We start from the raw sequence: 17,813 nt of genomic DNA, 5'->3' as shown, positions 1-17,813 counted from the left end.
CCCGTTAGGCGATAACTAGGGTGACGGTACCATCGGCGACATGCCCGTCGCCAAGAAAAGTGATCCGGTCAACATCCCCAGCTATCCGCACGAGGTGCTGGCCGTGGTGCTTTCCGTCCGTGACGGCAATCTGTGCGTCCTGCTGTGGCGGCGCGGGCAGAGCCCGTTCAGGTATCGCTGGGCGCTGCCCGGGGGTGGCGTGCAGCCCACGGAACGGCTCAGGGAGGCGATCACCGGTCATCTCGCGGCGAAGGTCGATGTGCGTGATGTCGCCCATCTGGAGCAGTTGGCCACCCACAGTGCGATCGATCGAGATCCGCGGGCACGGGTCCTCGCGACCGCGTACCTCGGGCTCGTTCCGTCCGACGTACAACCGAATTTGCCGGCCGACACGGCCTGGCACCGGGTGGACGAGTTGCCGCGTACGGCGTTCGACCACCACTACTTCATCGACGCGGCCGTGGGGCGGCTACGGGCGAAGCTCTCGTACACGAACATCGGGTTCGCTCTGGCTCCGGCTGAGTTCACCATCGCCGAGCTACGCGACCTGTTCAGTGCCGCCTTGGGCTATGAGCTCGGCGCGACCAATCTGACCCGAGTTCTGACCCGGCGACAGGTCATCGGCCCGACCGAGCGGACCGCCCGGCCCGGACAGTCCGGCGGGCGCCCTGCCGCGGTCTACAAGTTCGTGGCCCGCGAGTTGACGGTGACCGACCCGTTCGCCGTACTGCGCCCACCTCGATGATCCGGCTCACGGCCGCACAGTCTGCTCCTGAGGCTCGAACGGACTGATCAGCAGGCTGGTGTCGAGCGCCGGTGCCGAGTGCGTCAGCGCGCCGACGGACAAGGCGTCGACTCCGCTGGCGGCGATGTCGGCGACAGTCTCGAGACTGATGGTGCCGGAGGCCTCGAGCCGGCATCCGGATCCGGATGCGTCACGCTGCTCGACCACTGACCTGATGACGTCGGTGGACATGTTGTCGAGCATGATCCACTCGACCTGGCAGTCCAATGCCTCGTAGGCCTCGGCCAGGGTGGTGACTTCGACCTCGACGGCCAGGTGCCGGCGGGTCGCAGCCATGCCGTCGCGGACCCTTCGGACGGCTGAGCGGACGCCACCTGCGGCAGCCAGGTGGTTCTCCTTCAGAAGCACCATTGCGGCGAGGTCGAGTCTGTGGTTGGTTCCGCCGCCGCAGGTCACCGCGTACTTGTCCAGAGCCCGGAGGCCGGGCGCTGTCTTGCGGGTGTCGAGAAGCTTCACCTCGTGCTGCCCGATGGCGGCCACGAACGCGGAGGTCAGCGTGGCGATGCCCGACATCCGCTGGACGAAGTTCAACGCCGCCCGCTCGCCGGTGATGATCGAGCGCGCCGGTCCACTGATCCACGCGAGCGGCTGCCCGGCGCGAACCGGGTCGCCGTCGGCAACGGCCGGTCGCACCGCGACGGAAGGGTCGATCGCGTCGTACACGCTTTCTGTCAGTGGTAGGCCCGCTACTCGTCCCGGCTGCTTCGCGATCATCACTGCCTCGACGTCCATTTGCTCAGGGACGCTCCATCGAGTGGTCACATCGTCTGCTGCGTGGTCCTCCGACAGTGCGGTGTGGACGGCGGCTCGGATCGTGTCGGTAGCCAGTTGCATGAGTTCGTCTACCTGCCCTCGCTCGTGGTGTTCAGGTGTAGCACCTCCGCATCTTTGCCATCAGCAACCATGCGTCTTCGAGGTGTTTTCGATCATCAGGCGATAACCGCGTATCACGGTACCATCGTCGGTGCAATCAGGCCGTCGAAGGGGCCGGCATAACCGGCCGCGGAGCCCAGCTCCTCCGCTATCAAGATGAGACGGTGCCATTTCGCCTGACGGTCCGACCGTGACGCGGATCCAGCTTTGATCTGGTCGCAGCCGGCGGCAACGGCCAGGTCGGCCACGGTCGTGTCTTCGGTCTCACTCGATCAGTGCGCCATGAAGGCGGTCTACCAGATCAAGCGGCTGCGCCGACAACTCGGACGCTTGTCTGCTGAGGACGCCGCCGCCCGGGGCATCTGAGTACGGCACCCCTGTTGTGACAGCCGTTATCACAGGCCGAACGACGGGAGTAGCAGTAGATGCGGCTACTCCCGGCGCGCCAAGGATTCGGTGTTTGTGCAGGTCAGCGCGGAGACTTCCTGGCTGATCTGCGCTCGAGGGACCAGCCGATCAGTCTGACGACTTTGAGGGCCTACAGCAACAGTGTGGCGATGTTCTGCGCTTATCTGACTCACCAGGGCTATGGCTGGGGCGAGTTCTGCGAGCGCACCTTCGGCGACGTGCCGTCACAGATCTGTTTCGAGTGGAACACCACCGTGCCCATCCGTCGGGTGGGGCCTGCTCCCCGGCTTTCAGCTGAGGCGCAGGACAAGGCGATCCAGCGAGTCGTGTACACCACAGAGCTCACCGCCCGGAACCGAACCGCAGCAATCCTCGTGCTCGTGTTCGCCCAACGGGTCGAGAAGATCAGCAAACTGACCTGGGATGACGCAGAGATCACCGACGAGATCATCACGGTCCGAATCGGCCAAACCAGCATCGGGTTGCCGGAACCACTCGATCAGCCGTTCCGGCAACTGGCCACCACCAGAAGCAGTAGCACTGCAGCCCACCCGACCACGAACTGGATGTTCCCTGGCCTGACTCCCGGCCGCCACATCCGGCCTCGAGCCTGTGTGAGCAGTTGCAGTTCGTCGTCGGCCCCCAAGCCGCCCGGCTCGGCACCCTGCACGAGCTCACCAAGCTGACTCCGATTGCGATCATCGCGGAGGCACTCGGCTACGCCACCAAGACGATCGAACAACACGCCAGCGCATCAGCAACCACCTACAGCCAGTACGTCGCCAACCGGCACGCCACAACGCCAGCCTCTCCGGTCTAGGCCCGGCTCATCACACCCGCGACCGCCAGCCAACCCACAGGGGTTGCATCTGATGCAGAGCGCTGACACTTTGTTGCCACTTGGCGCGGGTGGGGCAGGTGCGAAAGACTGCTTCGATGTCTGCTGAGTACGCCGAGAGTGACCAGTTCCGTGGTGCCCGCATCCGGTCGAGTGAGCTCGCCGGGCTCGAGATCCGCGATTGCGAGGTCAGCGGTCTGAAGATCGTCGATTGCTACGGGAGCGACGTCTCCCTCGGCGGCGACTTCGAGCGTGTTGTCGTCAACGACGTCGACGTGACCGCCTACGTCGAGGCCGAGCTCGACCGGCAGCACCCCACGCGGGCACTCGCGCGTGACGCCGTGTCCCCCGACGACTACCGGGCTGTTTGGGATGCCATCGAGAGGATGTGGCAGGCGACGCTCGACCGCGCCCGGCTGTTGCCCGAGGCAAAGTTGCACGAGCAGGTCAACGGCGAGTGGTCGTACGTCGAGACCCAACGGCACCTGCTGCACGGCGGCGATGCCTGGCTCGGCAATGCCGTGCTCGAGGAGGAAGCGCCGTATCACCCGTTGGGCTTCCCCACCGGCGGGATGCCGCCCGAGGCGTCGGCGAAGCTCGGCCTCACCCTCGAAGCCACCCCGACGCTCGACGAGGTGCTGGCGCCGCGGCTCGCCCGGATGGCCACGATGCGACGTGTCGTCGACGGGCTCACCGAAACCGAGCTCGATCGGGTCTGCGGTCGCAAGCCGGCGGACTCCTATCCCGACCAGGAATACGTCGTGCGCCGCTGCCTCAAGGTGGTGCTCAAGGAAGAGGCCGAGCATCACCGTTATGCGGTGCGAGATCTCGCCGACCTAGAGGCCGGTGCCTGAACCGGGTGAGGACGGCGCTCCCGCTTGGCAGCATCGCGCAGGCCACCGGCTCCCGCCCGCCAACCAGGAACGCTGTCCCGATCGGAATGACTTCCAGCCGCATTGCGGGCTGCTACTCCGGCTCCTCAACTCCCGCTCCTGCCAGGTGAACTCGGGCCCCGGCCAGCCGGGGCCTTGGCTGTTACGGAAGGTGGACGCGGAACGATCGGTCGTCGGCGGTTACTCAAGGGCGTCTTGGCGCACACCGGACCGCGGAGCACTCACCCAGATCTACGAAGGCACCAACCAGGTCCAGCGCATCGTCATGGCCCGCCAACTCCTCAAGGGCCTCAGCTGACCGCGTCCCTGCCGACAGAGGCTGAAACCAGCGGCAGTTGGCCGAGGGAGGTACTGACGTTACCTGGAACGACAGTGACTCCCGCGGAGGCGCGTGAGGCCGTTGACTGGCATCCGTGAACACCGCACCCCAGACCGCTACCCGACCGGCCAGCTCGGTGATCTTGGCGATCATTTTGGTCAGCTACTTCATGATCCTGCTGGACAACTCGATCATCTTCACCGCATTGCCGACCATCCACACCGCGATGGAGTACTCGACGACCGGCCTGTCGTGGGTGCAGGACGCCTACACGCTGGTGTTCGGCGGGTTGCTGCTGCTGGGCGCTCGCGCCGGCGACCTGCTCGGACGGCGCCAGGTGTTCGTGTTCGGGCTGGCCGTCTTCGCGGTCGCGTCGGTGCTGGTCGGCGCGGCGCAGACGGGTTGGTGGCTGATCGCCGCGAGGGCCTTGCAGGGCATCGGCGCGGCGATCGTGGCACCTTCGGCGTTGTCGTTGCTGACAGCAAGTTTTCCCGAAGGGCGAGAGCGCGCCAAGGCGGTTGCCCTGTACGGCGCCACCGCCGGAATCGGGGCCAGCCTCGGGATGGTGATCGGCGGAGCGTTGGCGGACTGGGTCTCATGGCGCGCCGGGTTCTTCATCAACCTGCCGATCGGAGCCGCGATGATCATGCTGGCTCCGCGGTTCCTGCCGGAGACCAGCCGCAGCCCCGGTCGGTTCGACCTGACCGGGGCGATCAGCGCGACGCTGGGGGTCGGCGCGGTCGTCTTCGCGATCATCCACTCGGCCGAGGCAGGGTGGACCTCGCCGCTGACCATCACGATTCTGGTCGCCGGCGCGGTGATGGTGGTGGTGCTGATCGCGGGTGAGCGCCGGGCGCCGCAGCCGATCATGCCGCTGCGATTGTTCGACAGCCGGCGGAGGGGCGGCGCCTACGTGGCACGCCTCTGTACCTCGGCGCGATGATCGGGTTCTTCTACTTCTCCACCCAGTTCATGCAGGGTGTGCTCGGCTTCAGCGCGTTTCAGGCCGGGATCGCGTTCTTCCCGATGACGGTGGTCAATTTCGCCGTCGCCTTGACCATCCCGCGGCTGGCCGCCCGCTTCAGCCAGGCGCTGCCGCTCGCGACCGGGGTACTCCTGACGCTGCTCGGCATGGTGTGGCTGAGTCGCGTTCAGGTGGCCAGCTCCTACTGGGAGGCGGTCGCGCTGCCGATGGTGTTGATCGGCGCCGGCCAGGGGCTGGCGTTCGCGCCGATGACGTCGGCAGGTATCGTCGACGTCCCGGCCGAAGACGCCGGAGCAGCCTCCGGCCTGGTGAACACCTTCCACCAACTGGGAATGGCACTCGGGCTCGGCGTCCTTGTCGCGGCTTCCGCGCACTCCGGCGCAGGCTTGCCGTCGGCCGCAGCCGTGCTCACGGCGCGGGTGGACACCGCACTGCTCACCGGCAGTCTCCTGCTCGTCCTGTGCCTGATCGCCGTGCTGTCCCTCGTCGTGCCTTCCGCGCGGCACCGACCGTCCCCAGCAGCTGCCTCCTCGGTCGGGGTGACGGTGTCGGCCACTGCCGCCACGGACGGCCATGCACCTGACCTGTCACACCTCGAGAAAGAGATCTCATGCAGAAACTGACGAAATCCGCCACCGGCAAGGGGCCGGCCGAGAACTTCGCCGGCGAGGTTTGGTTCGACCAGATCTACCGCGGCGAGGAGCCCTCGCGCGCCCGGGTGAACGCGGTCCACTTCGCCCCTGGCGCCCACACCGCCTGGCACACGCACACGATGGGCCAGACCCTGCACGTCACTGAGGGCGTCGGCCTGGTCGGGACCCGCGAAGGGCAGGTGATCGTGATGCGACCCGGCGACACCGTGCACACCCCGCCCGGGGAGTGGCACTGGCACGGCGCGACCGCGGAGTGCTTCATGACCCACCTGGCCATCTGGGACGGCACCGGCGACCCCGACGTACCGGAGACGACCTGGGGTGAACACGTGACCGACGCCGACTACCACCGGGCCCAGCCCTGAATCGGCGGCGCGCCACTGCCCTCCATCCTTCGATTTCGCTGGCTAGGGATCGCGGGGTGGGGCGGCGCCTGGTGCGGTCTGTCCTCGTGCGGGCGAGCTCGGTGCGGAGTGCTCGGGTTCAGCGGATGCGATTGTGGTAGCGGACCAACTGCGCAGCAGGTCGAGGGCGTCAGCCGATGGGGTGTCTGGGTCGGCCAGGTAGGTGACGATCCGAACGTCGGGGGCCGAGCCCAGAGTCAGGGTCTCGTAGGCGACTGTGAGTTCGCCGACGACGGGGTGGCGGATCGCCTTCGTTCCGGCGGCGTGGACTCTCACGGTGTGCCCTGCCCACCAGGTGCGGAACTCGGGGCTATGGGTGGCGAGTTCGCCGACGAGGGCCATGAGGGCGCGGTCGGAGGGATCCTGGCCGGCGAAGAGCCGCAGCGCGGAAACGACGTGGCGGGCATCGCGTTCCCAGTCGACATAGAACTCGCGGGAGCGGTTGTCAAGGAACAGGTAGCGCGTGTGGTTGAGCGGTTCGGCGTTGGCGGGGAACAGGTGCGGAAACAGCGCTCGTCCGAGCGCGTTGGAGCCGACCGGGTCGGCGAGGCGCCCGAGCGCGATGGCCGGCACGTCGGGCATGGCTTCAATGAGTTGTGCCGCCCGCTGGGGTAGCCGCCGCTGGGGCTCGACGCGCGGCGTCCGCGCACCTTCGGAGGCTGCTCGCGCGAGGTCGAACAGATGCTGGGTCTCGGGCTCGTTCATCTGCAGTGTGCGGGCCAGCGATCGCAACACGCTCTCGGAGACTCCGCGGAGGTTTCCGCGCTCCATCCGGGTGTAGTACGCCGTACTCACGCCGGAGAGCTGGGCAACCTCCTCGCGGCGCAGCCCGGGCACCCGTCGCTCGCCCCCGAACATCGGCACGCCGGCCTCCTCGGGAGTCAGGCGTGCTCGCATCCCGGTGAGGAACTGCTGCACGTCGCCGCGGAGGTCCATACGATCGACGGTAGCGCGCGGGACGGCCTCCGTGGGAGCGTCTGCGAGTGCCCCCCAGCCGCCTGCGGTGCCGGTGTCTGGGGGATACCGTCAGGGATTCTCACTCCTGTCGGCGCCGTGGCTACCGTCGAGGTATGCCTGAGAACACGATCACTCTGAACAACGGTGTGGAGATGCCGGCCATCGGGCTCGGCGTTTTCCAGACCCCGCCTGAAGCCACGACCGCCGCGGTCGAGGAGGCCCTGCGCCTTGGGTACCGCCACGTGGACACGGCCGCGGCATACCTCAACGAGCGTGAGGTCGGTGAAGGCATTCGCCGCTCGGGAATCACCCGCGACAAGGTGTTCATCGAGACGAAGGTCTGGATCAGCGACTACGGCTACGACGCCACCCTGCACGGATTCGACAAGGGTGCCGGCAAGCTCGGTGTCGACCAGCTCGATCTGCTGATCCTGCACCAGCCGCTCCCGTCGGCGTTCGATCGCACGCTCGGTGCCTATCGGGCGCTGGAGAAACTGCTTGCCGACGGCAAGGTGCGCGCGATCGGTGTCAGCAACTTCATGCCGGAGCACCTGGACCGGCTGCTGACGGAGGTGTCTGTCGTGCCCGCCGTGAACCAGATCGAGCTCCACCCGTACTTCCAGCAGACCGCGCTGCAGAAGGTGCACGCCGAGCACGGCATCCTCACCCAGGCGTGGTCACCGATCGGCGGCATCACCTCCTACCGCGACGCCGAGAAGACCACGTTCGACGACCCGACCCTGCTCGACATCGCCCAGCGGCACGGCAAGTCCACGGCTCAGGTGATGCTCCGCTGGCACCTGCAAAACGGCCGCTCCGCGATCCCGAAATCGACCAAGCCGACCCGCATCGCGGAAAACTTCGACGTCTTCGACTTCGAGCTCACCAGGTCGCAGCTCGCCGCGATCGACGCGCTGGACACAGGCGTGCGCGGCGGACCAGAACCAGACAGCATCACCCTCGAAGCGTTCGGCCGTGACATCCCCGAAGCCTGAGACAAGTCGATGAACCGCCGCACTGTTCTGAAGACCACGTTCGCCCTTGGAGCGGGTGCAGTGCTCGGCAGCCAGATCGCCGGCTGCAGCGCACCCGCCGCGCGGCCGGGTTCCCCTGATGTCGCCACCTCGAAGCCAAGCGATACCCCGGACCCGACACCCACACCCGGCTCGAAAGTTCTACTGGCCTACTTCTCTCGCGCGGGAGAAAACTACTACTACGGCGAGACGACGACCCTGAAGGTCGGAAACACCCAGGTAGTGGCGGACCTGATCTCCTCCTCCGCCAAGGTCGACGTCTACCGAATCGAAGCCGCGGACCCATACCCAGACAGCTACCGGGCAACGGTCGAACGCAACGTGCGCGAACAGAACAACGACGCGCGGCCGGCGATCGCAGGCACCTTGCCGACTGCCGACACCTACGACACCGTGCTGCTCGGCAGCGGAATCTGGAACGTCCGGCCGCCGATGATCATGCGCACCTTCGTCGAGACCGTCGCCCTGAGCGGCAAGACGATCTTTCCTTTCGTCACCTACGCCGTCAGCGGCTTGGGCAGCACTATCGAGGACTACACCCGGCTATGCCCCCGATCCACGATCGGCGAAGGCCTCGCCGTGCGCGGCGAGGAAGTCCAGGACGCACGAGGAGACGTCGAGGCGTGGCTGCGGAAGATCGGCCTGCTCTCGACCTGAGCGGACGGCCGCGCTGCGCAGTACTGACGGCCCCGTCACCCCTGCGATGAGCGGACGCTGACGGCCTGTCCGCCAGGCAGGCGCCGTCATGCTCGCGCAAGCGATCGGCCTGACCGATCCTGACCTGTTCTACGGACCTGTTGGTGCTCGTGGAGGGACAGGAGGGTGCCGAACAGGGCGCATCGCGACAGCCGTCTGTCACGGGTTGGGTCGGCTGCTGCGGCTGATGAGTCCCGTCTCGTAAGCGTAGATGACGGCTTGTACTCGGTCGCGCAGGCCGAGCTTCATCAGTACGCGTCCGACGTGTGTCTTGACCGTCGTCTCCGAGACGTAGAGCTTGGTTGCGATCTCGGAGTTCGTCAGCCCGCGCGCTAGGAGTCGCAGCGTCTCATGCTCACGTGCGGTGAGCGCGTCGAGCCGAGCGCCGGCCGCCGTGTCGACCAATCTCGGTGTCTGGAGGAATGACTCGATCAGCCGGCGGGTCACGGTCGGTGCGAGCAGGGATTCACCCGAGTGCACGGCACGTATTCCCGTGACCAGCAGTTCGGGCTGCACGTCTTTCAGCAGGAATCCGCTCGCGCCGGCCCGCAGGGCCTCGAAGACGTATTCGTCCATGTCGAACGTGGTCAGCATGACGACCCGCGAGTGAGCGGCGCGGTCGGCCCGTAGCCGGCGCGTGGCCTCGATGCCGTCCATGCCGGGCATTCGTACGTCCATCAGCACGATGTCGGGTCGCAGCTGCGCGGCCAGTTCCAGCGCCTGAACGCCATTCGCGGCCTCGCCTGCAACGGTGATGTCCGGCTCGATCTCGAGGATCATTCGGAATCCGGCCCGCACCAGCGCCTGGTCGTCGACGATGAGTACGCCGATGGGGCTGGCGGGCTTGGATCCTGCTGCGGGAGGCGCTGGCTGGCTCATGTCGGCTCCAACGGCAACGAGGCCACCAACTCGAAGCCACCCTCCGGCCGCGTCCGCGTCGCGAGGGAGCCGCCGTAGACCGCGACCCGCTCGCGCATGCCGAGGAGGCCGTTGCGGGGATTGATCAGCTGGGCCTGACCTGGCCTTGGGGTCTGGCCGTCGTCCCGTACCGCCAGCTGGAGCCGGTCCGAGCCGTAGTCGATCACCACCTCCGCTCGGCGCGGGCTCCGTGCATGGCGGAACGTGTTGGTGAGGCCCTCCTGAACGAGCCGGTACGCCGTGAGGTCCAGACCCGGTGCGAGGCTGCGAGCCCTTCCGGTCACCGTGAGCTCGACCGGCAGACCGGCGGCGCGGAACTTGCCGACCAGCCGGTCGAGCTGGTCCAGTCCGGGTGGCGGCTCGCGCTCCTCGGCTGCCGAGGCGTCGCTCTGCTGACGTAGCACACCCACCATCCGTCGCATCTCCGCGAGTGCTTCTCGTCCAACGGCCTCAACGGTTTCCAGCGCCTCGCGCTCGGCCACCTGCTGGTCGGTCAGCCGGCGCCGCACCGCCGAGGCCTGAACGGTCATGACGGTGACGCTGTGGCCGATGACATCGTGCAGTTCGCGCGCGATCCGGTTGCGTTCCTCGACCACGGCCCGGGACGTGAAGTGCTCGCGAGTCACCCGCCGCTGCTCGCGGTAGAGCATTGTCGTCCGCACAAGCGCCCCGACCAGCCAGCCGATGACCCACGGCGCGAGCCAGACGATTGCGTCGAGGCGGTCGGAGAGGTCGTGGTTCATGGGGTCGAAGCCTGCCCAGCCGGCCCACAGGACGACGCCCAGCACGAGCCCGAGCGCAGCCCGCGCCGGCTCGACGTATCGCCCGACACTGTAGATCGCGATCAGCGGGGCGAGCGCAACGCCGTAGCCCTCGGGCGAGCCGTACACGGCGAACTCCGCGATGTACACCGCCACTATTGCCACGAGGACGGCAAGAGGGTGCACCCGGCGCCCCACGAGAAGGAGCGCCGTCACTGCATACAGGAGGGACTGGGCCCAGAGCGGCCCCTGCCGGTGCGTGGCCCCGATGCCCCACCACGCCTCAAGCTGCCCGAGCACACAGACCACCATCGCCACAGCGATGTCGAAGGCCCAATTTCGGCGGCTCACGATTGAGACGGTACGCCCCGAGGCGCTGCCCTTACGTCCTACTTGCGGAGGACTCGAGGATCCTGCTCCGGTCCACCGGAACTCCTGCGCGCGCACGACGACTGCGAGTGTCCCTGGTCCCTACGTTCGCAAGTGAGGTCGGGGGAACCGGCCAACAAGAGGGAGGACGAACATGCACCGCACAGCAACCAACATCACTCCGGCCATGGCGCGCCGGATCAGCCTCGCCGCCTGGACGATGGCGGCCTTCGGCACGGTCGCCGGCGAGTTGCACGCGCTGGCCCGGATCAACAGCCACCCCGACGACCTCGCGTATCCGCTCACCCGTGCCTGGGCCGTGCCCGCGATGGACGCGATGCGGCCACTGCTCGACTGGTCAGACCCGTACTTCGTCTACTGGACCTACGGCAAGATCTGGCTGCCGGTCTGCCTCGCGTTCGCCGCCGCGGCCTACCTGGTCTACCGGCGCCGCCAGCCAAAAGGCGCCGAGAAGTGGGCCTGGCGGGTCCAACTCGCGGCCTACGCCATCCTGACGCTTTCGGTGGCCGGCGACTACTACACGCCTTGGACCGACCAGTTCTTCGGGGCCGGACTGGTGGCCTTCGCGCTCATCGCGCTCGGCGGCGCCGTACTGGGAATCATGCTGGTCCGCAGCGGATTTCGGCCGCGAACGTCGGCCTGGCTGCTGATCGTGTTCCTGCCGTTCTTCTTCGCGATCACGGACGTGACGTCAATGGGCAACGCGCTGCTGCCGCTCATGTGGGGCTGGGCGCTGGCCGCCCACCAGGTCGTCGCTATCGAGAAGCGCCAACCGCATCCGATGTCCGCGTCCACGAGGATGCCCACACGCGGGTGAAGCGAGGCCGGGCGCCGTGAGGCTGGGGGCTGGTCGCGGTGCCAACGCCGGAGCAGTCTCCGTGAACTGTCGTGCTTGGGTCCGCTCAACGACTGGCCCAGGCGGAGCCGGCGAAGGCCACCACAAGTGCGGAGGCCACGGCCAGCGCGCCCGTCTCGAATGCTGCGGACGTCACGCTACGTGCGGGAAGCAGCGGCAGGACAACGGCGGACCAGATCACCACGACCACGGTCGCGACCAGGACGATCCCGGCGATGAATCGTGCCGAGCCTTCCCGTCGCGGTATCCGGTCGCGGAACACGGCGAAAAAGCTGATGATGACGATCGCCGTGATAGTGATGCCAAGGTTCAGCCACACGCCGAGGGGAACTCCGGCCATACACCTCGACGGCTTCTCACCGCCACTTAGGGCGCGATACCGGAGCAAATCCAGGGAGTTGCTGAACAACTGGGTCAGCACCACGATCGGACCGAGGAATGCGGTGGCGTTCATGACCACCCGATCAGCTGACCGGAACACGTGCCGGCTGGCGCCATCGTGGCCGAACACCATGTGGAGCCCGAAGATCAGAAGCAGGACCGCCAAACCGAAGGTAGAGCCGGCCAGCATCTGCTCGTGCGCAGCCACGCCTTGTATTTCGCCCACTCCGATGCGGCCGGCGAGCACGGCGTAAGAGATGGAGAGGATGATCAGTGAGAAGAACGCGGAAACGAACACAGCTGCGGCCTCAGCGGTCGCCGGATCGTGGTCATCCCGCTCCGGATGATCCAAAGGAAGCAAGACGGCCACGAACGCAAACCCGGCCAGCAGCCCTGCCGTCGCCGAGTACCAGCCAGCCGAGGCCGCGACATCGAAGTCGAGACCTCGGAATTGGCAGGTTCTCTCGAACACCCTCTCCATGCCGCCAAATTAGACTGCGATGATCCATCGCAGGCTCACCCGCATCCGGTGATCCGCCGACCAGATCACTGCTGTGGGCGTCAAGCTCGACCCTTGACGCACACCGACCCCGAACCTGAGGCGGCAGTTATCGGGACGATGCGGAGAACTGTCCGCGTGTCGCTGACACGTAACCTTCAATCGCTGTGGCGGATAAGTGCTTCAGCTTGTCCGGCGCGAACTGATGCCCATCGGTGCCAGTAGTCGCTGGCTCTGATTTGGCGCAATCCCAGCACAGCAAGGGCTATGAGCAGCAACAGCCAGTGAGTGCGGAGTAGGCGGTGGTCAGGTGGTCCCTTGTTGTATGGCGGTCAGGTCGCGTTCGGCGTAGAGGCGGTGTTCCCATTCCTCGTTGAGGACTGTGCGGAGGCATTCCTTGAGGGGGCAGTTCTCGAGCTGGGGCCAGCCGGGTTCGGTCTGGGTGACGTTCGAGGCGAGTTGCTCGTCGGTCAGTGAGGTAAGGACGTCGCGAACCATCGTCTGGCGTTCGCGGCGGATCACCAGCACCTCGTCGAGTGTGGGTCGTGCTTCGCGGTCGCACGGGATGTCGTCCCACTTGGGCGCCTCGTCCCAGGGGAGGTCCAGCGGGTGCCAGGGGTAGGGGTTGCCGAGGATCATCCGGCCGACCCAGGCGGCGCTGGCGAAGTTGAGGTGCCGCAGGGTCTGGATGAAGGACCACTCGTCGTCGACGCTGCGGTGGAGGTCGGCTTCCGGGAAGGTTCTCGCCCGCGCGACAGTCCCCTCCCACCGCCGCTCCAGGATCGTCCACGCCTGACGGAATCCCTCGGGATGGTCCGGGCGCATCTTCGCCCGGTCGGGGGTACGGCGATTCAGTTCGGCCTCGACGAGTGGCGCGATGTCCACGCCGTTCACGACGACGTTCTGGAGCTCACCGCTGATCTGGACCTCGCGCAGTTCGACACCCCGCAGACGGGTCCGGTAGAACCAGGCGGCGCGGATCTGCGCCTCGCTGAAGTCGACGTCGCGCAGGCCGGCGCCCTTGAGCGACACCTCGCTGAGGGTGGCGTCGCGGAGGTTCACCCGCTCGAAGCGTGCTCCGGTCAGGTCCTGCTCACTGAACTCGGTCATGGACAGCACCGTAGAGCCGATCCCGGACGATCCGCTTCCGATTCACCCCGTCTCTGGTCGGGACCGCCGCGCGGTCCGTAGCTGCCTCGGCGGGCTGCCGGCGGCATTCATCCTCCGTGACCTCTTGACGACGCTGAGAGATCCGAGTTGAATGCGCTGCATTCAGTCAACTCTTTTCTTATCTTCACCTTCGCAGTTCCCGCCCCCGGAAGGTAAAGGACACCCGCCCCATGCACCCTTCTTCTTCGTCTTGGATCAAGGTCCGAAGTCGCGTCGCCGTCGCGGCTCTCGCGCTGGCGACCGTCGCGGCCGGAGCCACGGCTCTGCTGGCTCCCGCGCCGCCGGCGAGCGCCGAGGCCACTGCCCAGACCGCCGCCGCGGCGCTGCCCAACGGCTTCCGCAGTGTCGGCTACATGCCGTCCTGGTCCGGCGACGTCAACGCCATCCAGTTCTCCAAGCTGACCCACATCAACTACGCGTTCGCGCTGCCGAACTCCAACGGCACGCTGCAGGGGATCGAGAACACGTCGAAGCTGTCCTCGCTGGTGTCCCAGGGGCACAACAACGGGGTCAAGGTGTCGCTGGCCATCGGCGGCTGGAACGACGGCAACGACTCCGCCTTCGAGGCGCTCGCGGGCAACTCCAGTAGCCGCACCACGTTCGTCAACAGCGTGATGAGCGTCGTCAACCAGTACAACCTCGACGGCATCGACATCGACTGGGAGTACCCCGACCCGGGGACGTCCGGCAACAACTACACCGCGCTGATGCAGCAACTGAGCAACGCGTTACACGGCAGCGGCAAACTGCTCACCGCCGCGGTGGTGTCCGAGGGCGGTACGGCCGACGGCGTACAGCCCGCGGTCTTCGGCTACGTCGACTGGCTCAACATCATGGCGTACGACGGCGGCAGCCCGCACGCCAACTACGACTGGTCCATCGCCGCGGCCAACTTCTGGAAGAACCGCGGCCTGCCGAAGGCCAAGACAGTGCTCGGCGTGCCGTTCTACAGCCGTCCCGGCTACCTGACCTACTCGCAGATCGTCGCGCTGAACCCGAACAACGCAAACGTCGACTGCGTCAACGCCAATGGCGCCCAGCAGTGCTACAACGGCATCCCCACGATCAAGCGCAAGACGCAGTGGGCGGTGGCGAACGCCGGCGGCATCATGAACTGGGAGCTGTCCCAGGACACCACCGGCAGCACCTCGCTGGTCAGCGCGATCTTCGACGCCGCGGGCGGCACCGGTACGCCGCCGACCGGTGGCAAGACCGGTCCGATCAAGGGCATCGCGGGCAAGTGCGTCGATGTGGCCGGCGCTAACAGCGCGAACGGGACCGCGGTACAGCTCTGGACCTGCAACGCCACTTCGGCGCAGACCTGGACGGTCGGCTCCGACAACACCATCCGGGCCCTCGGCAAGTGCATGGACATCACCGCCGCGGGCACGGCCAACGGCACCAAGGTCCAGCTGTACGACTGCAACGGCACCGGCGCCCAGACGTGGCAGGCCCAGTCCAACGGCACCCTGCGCAACCCGGCCTCGGGTCGCTGCCTGGACGCCACCGGCCCCAGCTCAGCAGACGGCACCCGCCTGCAAATCTGGGACTGCTTTGGCAGCGGCAACCAGCTCTGGACCCTCCCCGCCTGACCCCTCCCAACCTTCAGGGACGCGCTTCGCCCCCACCGGGACGAAGCGTGTCCTTTCCGTCTCTGTGCGACGTACGGCGTAGCGCGGGTGTCACCGGTGCACGGAATCTGAGCGAAACGATCAAGTGAGACCCGTCCTGGCCGTGCCTCACTGGACGTATGGCCAGCGTCGAAGCGGTGAACGTGGTGAGGCAGGTGCGGGACGGGCGGTGGGGGCGGACGGCAATCGACAAGCGGCCGGTCGAGGGGCTGGTGCAGGTCGGCGAGTTGGGGCTCGCGGGAGACCAACAGCTGACCGGCGGACACGGAGGGCGGGACCGGGCGGTCTATGCCTACGCGAGTGAGGATGCCGTCTGGTGGGCCGAGCAGCTCGGGCGGGAGACGCCGGCCGGCCTCTTCGGCGAGAACCTCAGGACAGTGGGGCTTCCGGTCGGCGACGCGCAGATCGGGGAGCGTTGGCGGATCCGGGACGTGGTGCTGGAGGTCCGCTTGCCGCGGACACCGTGCGAGAATCTCTCGCTCCGCTTGGGGATTGAGCGTTTCCATCGCCGGTTCGCGAGCACCGGAAGAGTCGGCGCGATGCTCAAGGTTCTCGAGCCCGGCGAGCTCAGAGCCGGCGACGAGATCGAGATCGTCTTCCGCCCCGACCACGGCCTCACCATCACCGACCTCGCCGTCGGCGCGCCACCTGCCCGCGCCCAGAGACTCCTCGACTCAGGCCTCCCTCTCGCCCCCACTGTCCGCGCCAAGCTCCGCCGGACCGTCCACCGAGCCGCCGCGTCCTGACGTCACCATCGGCCGGTTCTGTGATCGCGCCGGATTGTCGGCGAAGTAGAACGACGACAGGCGAGCGCGCAGCTTCTGCCGCCAACGATGAGGAGCCTGTACTCCGTTGCCGTCCGTGGCCGCGGGCAACGAGACAGACGTCTGCTGTTCGTGGGCGGTCAACGCATAGGCCTCGTACTTCGAGATCGGCGCGTGCTTCTCGACGTACTCCCCACTCGGCAGCCGGAGGACGACGCCGGTCTCCAGACCGTGCTCGAGGCGGTCCCGGTCGGCGCGCTGCAACGACAGCGCGATCCGGCGAGTGATCCAGAAGGCGAGTAGCGGCGCCGAGAAGATCGCGAACCGGCAGACCCACGTGATCGTGTTGATGGACAGGTGGAACTGCGTGGCGACCAGGTCGTTGCCGCTGTTCAGCCAGAGCACCCCGTAGAAGGTGCTGATGCCGGCGCCGATCCCGGTCCGGGTAGGCACATTGCGCGGCCGGTCGAGCAGATGGTGCTCGCGCTTGTCACCGGTGATCCACTGCTCGATGAACGGATACAGCGCGACGAACCCGATGAACAGCGGCGGCATCAGCAACGCCGGGACCACCACGTTCCAGCTGATCGTCACACCCCAGAACGACGACTCGAGGCCGGGCATCAACCGCACCGCGCCGTCGAGCCACGCCATGTACCAGTCAGGCTGCGAGCCGGCGGTCACCTCGGCCGGGTTGTACGGGCCGTACAGCCAGACCGGGTTGATCTGCAGCAGTGCGCCCATCACCGCGAGCACGCCGAACACCACGAAGAAGAATCCGCCCGCCTTCGCCAGGTAGACCGGCATCAGCGGGAAGCCGACCACGTTCTTCTCGGTCCGGCCAGGCCCCGCGAACTGGGTGTGCTTGTGGTAGACGACCAGGATCAGGTGGAGAGTGATCAGCCCGAGCAGCAGCCCCGGGATCAGCAGCACGTGCACGGTGTAGAACCTGCTGACGAACTCATCGCCCGGGAACTCGCCACCGAAGATGAAGAAACTCATCCAGGTGCCGACGACCGGTGCCGCGAGCACCAGCCCCTCGGTGATCCGCAACCCGGTGCCGGACAGCAGATCGTCGGGCAGGCCGTAGCCGATGAAGCCCTCGATGATGCCGAGGAACAGCATCACGATCCCGATCAGCCAGTTCAGCTCACGTGGCTTCCGAAAGGCGCCGGTGAAGAAGATCCGGAGCAGGTGCACGCTCATCGCGGCGACGAACAGCACCGCCGCCCAGTGGTGGATCTGCCGCATCAGCAGACCACCGCGGATGTCGAAGGAGATCCGCAGCGTCGACTCGTACGCCTCCGACATCGGCAGCCCTTTGAGCAGGCTGTAAGAGCCCTGGTATTCGACCTCGGCCATCGACGGCCTGAACCACAGCGTCAGGAAGACGCCGGTCAGCAGCAGGATGACGAAGCTGTAGAGCGCGATCTCGCCGAGCATGAAGGACCAGTGGTCCGGGAACACCTTGCGCAGGTTCTTCTTGCCGAGCTTGGCGATCCCGAGGCGATCATCGGCCCATCGGACGGCCGCCGGGAGATCGGCGGAGCCGGTCGTCTGCTGGTCTGCCATCCGCGA

The 17,813-nt window shown here is 66.9% G+C and carries 19 protein-coding genes and 1 pseudogene; 11 read left to right on the top strand and 9 right to left on the bottom strand.

Features of this window, described 5'->3' with window-relative positions; translation table 11 throughout:
* Positions 1-40 precede the first annotated feature (40 nt).
* Positions 41-745: an NUDIX domain-containing protein gene (locus EV648_RS38075; RefSeq protein ID WP_132195477.1), complete on the top strand. Its 705-nt coding sequence runs from the start codon at positions 41-43 to the stop codon at positions 743-745.
* A 6-nt stretch (positions 746-751) separates the two neighbouring features.
* On the opposite strand, the gene nadC is transcribed toward EV648_RS38075, so the two are convergent.
* From nadC to EV648_RS42885, 3 genes and pseudogenes are all read right to left on the bottom strand, one after another.
* Entirely contained in the window at positions 752-1,639 is an 888-nt protein-coding gene (gene nadC, locus EV648_RS38070; protein ID WP_132300613.1) for a carboxylating nicotinate-nucleotide diphosphorylase, read from the bottom strand.
* A gap of 113 nt (positions 1,640-1,752) precedes the next feature.
* Positions 1,753-1,938, bottom strand: a pseudogene (locus EV648_RS38065) (hypothetical protein); the annotation flags it as partial.
* Between the two features lie 438 nt (positions 1,939-2,376).
* Positions 2,377-2,601 carry a hypothetical protein gene (locus EV648_RS42885; protein WP_158294184.1) on the bottom strand — a complete coding sequence of 75 codons (225 nt, stop codon included), beginning with the start codon at positions 2,599-2,601 and terminating at the stop codon, positions 2,377-2,379.
* A 107-nt stretch (positions 2,602-2,708) separates the two neighbouring features.
* Here EV648_RS42885 and EV648_RS38055 point away from each other — a divergent pair, with 107 nt between their 5' ends.
* From EV648_RS38055 to EV648_RS38040, 5 genes are all read left to right on the top strand, one after another.
* Positions 2,709-2,906 carry a hypothetical protein gene (locus EV648_RS38055; protein ID WP_132300611.1) on the top strand — a complete coding sequence of 66 codons (198 nt, stop codon included), beginning with the start codon at positions 2,709-2,711 and terminating at the stop codon, positions 2,904-2,906.
* A 116-nt stretch (positions 2,907-3,022) separates the two neighbouring features.
* Positions 3,023-3,778: a DinB family protein gene (locus tag EV648_RS38050; RefSeq protein ID WP_132300609.1), complete on the top strand. Its 756-nt coding sequence runs from the start codon at positions 3,023-3,025 to the stop codon at positions 3,776-3,778.
* Between the two features lie 452 nt (positions 3,779-4,230).
* Positions 4,231-5,079 (top strand): MFS transporter, encoded by an 849-nt coding sequence (locus tag EV648_RS43510; RefSeq protein WP_199235045.1) that lies wholly within the window; start codon positions 4,231-4,233, stop codon positions 5,077-5,079.
* Positions 5,076-5,744: an MFS transporter gene (locus tag EV648_RS43505; RefSeq protein WP_199235044.1), complete on the top strand. Its 669-nt coding sequence runs from the start codon at positions 5,076-5,078 to the stop codon at positions 5,742-5,744. Before EV648_RS43510 ends, EV648_RS43505 begins: the two co-directional genes overlap by 4 nt.
* Positions 5,732-6,139, top strand: a complete 408-nt coding sequence (locus tag EV648_RS38040; RefSeq protein WP_132300607.1) for a cupin domain-containing protein — start codon at positions 5,732-5,734, stop codon at positions 6,137-6,139. The genes EV648_RS43505 and EV648_RS38040 overlap by 13 nt, the downstream gene beginning before the upstream one ends.
* Before the next feature lie 42 nt (positions 6,140-6,181).
* On the opposite strand, the gene EV648_RS38035 is transcribed toward EV648_RS38040, so the two are convergent.
* Positions 6,182-7,114: a helix-turn-helix transcriptional regulator gene (locus EV648_RS38035; RefSeq protein ID WP_132300605.1), complete on the bottom strand. Its 933-nt coding sequence runs from the start codon at positions 7,112-7,114 to the stop codon at positions 6,182-6,184.
* Positions 7,115-7,248: 134 nt separating this feature from the next.
* Here EV648_RS38035 and EV648_RS38030 point away from each other — a divergent pair, with 134 nt between their 5' ends.
* On the top strand, positions 7,249-8,130 hold the full coding sequence (locus EV648_RS38030; RefSeq protein WP_132300603.1) for an aldo/keto reductase: 882 nt from the start codon (positions 7,249-7,251) through the stop codon (positions 8,128-8,130).
* Between the two features lie 9 nt (positions 8,131-8,139).
* On the top strand, positions 8,140-8,826 hold the full coding sequence (locus tag EV648_RS38025) for a flavodoxin (RefSeq protein ID WP_132300601.1): 687 nt from the start codon (positions 8,140-8,142) through the stop codon (positions 8,824-8,826).
* Between the two features lie 198 nt (positions 8,827-9,024).
* Here the strand turns inward: EV648_RS38025 and EV648_RS38020 are convergent, their stop codons facing one another.
* Complete coding sequence (locus EV648_RS38020) at positions 9,025-9,744, bottom strand: response regulator transcription factor (RefSeq protein WP_132300599.1); 720 nt, start codon at positions 9,742-9,744, stop codon at positions 9,025-9,027.
* Entirely contained in the window at positions 9,741-10,895 is a 1,155-nt protein-coding gene (locus tag EV648_RS38015; protein ID WP_132300597.1) for a sensor histidine kinase, read from the bottom strand. The genes EV648_RS38020 and EV648_RS38015 overlap by 4 nt, the downstream gene beginning before the upstream one ends.
* Before the next feature lie 172 nt (positions 10,896-11,067).
* Here EV648_RS38015 and EV648_RS38010 point away from each other — a divergent pair, with 172 nt between their 5' ends.
* The gene (locus tag EV648_RS38010) at positions 11,068-11,751 is read left to right on the top strand and encodes a hypothetical protein (protein WP_132300595.1); all 684 of its coding nucleotides are present in this window, start codon (positions 11,068-11,070) and stop codon (positions 11,749-11,751) included.
* 85 nt (positions 11,752-11,836) lie between these two features.
* On the opposite strand, the gene EV648_RS42880 is transcribed toward EV648_RS38010, so the two are convergent.
* Both EV648_RS42880 and EV648_RS38000 read right to left on the bottom strand, forming a co-directional pair.
* Positions 11,837-12,652, bottom strand: coding sequence for a hypothetical protein (locus EV648_RS42880; protein WP_158294183.1), 816 nt, complete (start codon positions 12,650-12,652; stop codon positions 11,837-11,839).
* A 324-nt stretch (positions 12,653-12,976) separates the two neighbouring features.
* On the bottom strand, positions 12,977-13,780 hold the full coding sequence (locus EV648_RS38000; protein ID WP_132300593.1) for a DinB family protein: 804 nt from the start codon (positions 13,778-13,780) through the stop codon (positions 12,977-12,979).
* 230 nt (positions 13,781-14,010) lie between these two features.
* Here EV648_RS38000 and EV648_RS37995 point away from each other — a divergent pair, with 230 nt between their 5' ends.
* Together EV648_RS37995 and EV648_RS37990 are read left to right on the top strand one after the other, a co-directional pair.
* On the top strand, positions 14,011-15,432 hold the full coding sequence (locus EV648_RS37995) for a glycosyl hydrolase family 18 protein (RefSeq protein ID WP_132300591.1): 1,422 nt from the start codon (positions 14,011-14,013) through the stop codon (positions 15,430-15,432).
* Positions 15,433-15,590: 158 nt separating this feature from the next.
* Positions 15,591-16,217 (top strand): MOSC domain-containing protein, encoded by a 627-nt coding sequence (locus EV648_RS37990; RefSeq protein WP_132300589.1) that lies wholly within the window; start codon positions 15,591-15,593, stop codon positions 16,215-16,217.
* Here EV648_RS37990 and EV648_RS37985 read toward each other — a convergent pair.
* The gene (locus EV648_RS37985) at positions 16,146-17,807 is read right to left on the bottom strand and encodes a cytochrome bc complex cytochrome b subunit (RefSeq protein WP_132300587.1); all 1,662 of its coding nucleotides are present in this window, start codon (positions 17,805-17,807) and stop codon (positions 16,146-16,148) included. The genes EV648_RS37990 and EV648_RS37985 overlap by 72 nt on opposite strands.
* Positions 17,808-17,813 lie beyond the last annotated feature (6 nt).

Source organism: Kribbella sp. VKM Ac-2568 (genome assembly GCF_004345365.1).
Taxonomy (GTDB): Bacteria; Actinomycetota; Actinomycetes; order Propionibacteriales; family Kribbellaceae; genus Kribbella; species Kribbella orskensis.
The sequence above is the reverse complement of the archived record's forward strand: the minus strand, read 5'-3'. Positions and strand labels throughout refer to the sequence as shown.